The 1,521-nt window shown below is 62.5% G+C and carries 1 protein-coding gene and 2 pseudogenes; 1 reads left to right on the forward strand and 2 read right to left on the reverse strand.

Annotated elements, in window-relative coordinates; translation table 11 throughout:
• Nucleotides 1-128 precede the first annotated feature (128 nt).
• Nucleotides 129-485, forward strand: coding sequence for a hypothetical protein (locus tag Q0964_RS11630; protein ID WP_299267607.1), 357 nt, complete (start codon nucleotides 129-131; stop codon nucleotides 483-485).
• 562 nt (nucleotides 486-1,047) lie between these two features.
• Here the strand turns inward: Q0964_RS11630 and Q0964_RS18355 are convergent.
• Nucleotides 1,048-1,275: pseudogene (locus Q0964_RS18355) on the reverse strand (AI-2E family transporter); the annotation flags it as partial.
• A gap of 27 nt (nucleotides 1,276-1,302) precedes the next feature.
• Nucleotides 1,303-1,521, reverse strand: a pseudogene (locus tag Q0964_RS11640) (IS1595 family transposase); the annotation flags it as partial.

Here is a 1,521-nt window from a genome sequence, read left to right on the forward strand (position 1 = left end):
CCCCCGTTCAATAGCGGCGAACACGTTGGGACGGCCGCCAACATCGACGCGGTCGCGTTTGACAAGACGGGCACATCACGCGAGATGAGACCCGCCGCCGGACGCCTTCGTCCGGTCCGGCGGCGGGAATGAACACTGACCCCGACGAGCTGCTCTCGCTCGCAGTCGCCGTACAGGTCTGGTCTGAACACCACCTCGCCCGTGCGACCGTCTCGGAAGCCGAAGACCGCGCCCTCGGCGTGTCCGACGCGCGACGGTTTCAGTCGGAGGCCGGAAAACGCGTCTGTGTCGACGTCGACGACGGGACCATCCACATCGGGAATCGAAGTGACGCCAAAACGGTCCTCGAAGACGCAGTGATCGAGTGGCTCGAGCCCGGTCTCGATCGGCTCCGATCCTTGGAATCAGGGGGGAAAGAGGAGCGTTCTGGTCGCCCGCGAGCACGGGGGCGACGTTCCGGTGTTCGGATGGCTTGCGTTCACTGACACGGTTTGCCCCGATCACTCGGCGTGGAGCACATTGTCATGCTGACTGGCGACAACGAACGCGTCGCGCAAGGGATCGCCGACGGAGTCGGCACCGGCGAGGTGTAGACGGAACTACTGCCGGAAGGTGGCGACCGTCAAAAATTCGGCAGATAGCCACGAGAACGTAGCGATGATCGGTGACGGCGTAAACGGCGCACCCGAACTGGTGACGGCGACGCGCGGGATCGCGATGGGCAGCGCCGGGACCGACGTGGTCCTCGAGACGGCCGACATCGTGTTGATGGGCGACGACTTGGGGAAGACCACCTACGTGCTCGGACTCGGACTCGGGACGCGCCGGACGCCGAAAGTCAATCTCACGATCGTCTTCGGGGCGATTGCGTTGATTGTCGGGACGATCCTGTTGCGAGTGACCCCCTTGCCGTCAGCCGTGATCGGCCACGAGGGATCGACGGTCCTCGTTTCCCTAAACGGTCTCCGGTTACTCAGCTTCCGGGGGTGGTGTACCGAAATAATTCCCCGTGAGGCATGGCTACAGGTCTCCAACTGGGAACGTTGCTCAGCTCGTCCCCGTCCCATCGTCGTGAACACTTTCCTCAGCGAGGACATTCAGCGTCGCTTTGAGCGCGCCGAGAGTAACCGGACCGAAGAACAGCCCCAGGACACCGAACGACTACGCGCCGAGGGCGCCCAACAGGATGACAGCGGGGTTGAGGTTCGCGTATCTATCAACGGCGAAGGACCGGAGGTAATCGTCTGTCAGTCCCACAACCGCGACGCTGTAGATGACACGCTCTTCGGTAGACTGGCGGAACTAGCGGAGTACATTGACAGCGATGCAATCCACGAGACCGTGGATCGGTGCCCCACTAAGATTCAGTGACCGGAGAAACCCATAGGTCCGAGCGGCCTGCTCCAAGCCCTGCTTGGACAGGCCGCGGAACTTCGCCAGCCACGGCTGGAGTAACGACCAGAGACACTCTACTTGGTTCGTGTGGACACCCTCGTCAGAGACGTATTCGTCGTCGTGGAC

Source organism: Halorientalis sp. (assembly GCF_028275115.1).
GTDB lineage: Archaea > Halobacteriota > Halobacteria > Halobacteriales > Haloarculaceae > Halorientalis.

Coding starts and splice junctions, on each gene's coding strand:
- Q0964_RS11630 (WP_299267607.1), top strand. CDS start 129: ATGAACACTGACCCCGACGAGCTGCTCTCGCTCGCAGTCGCCGTACAG.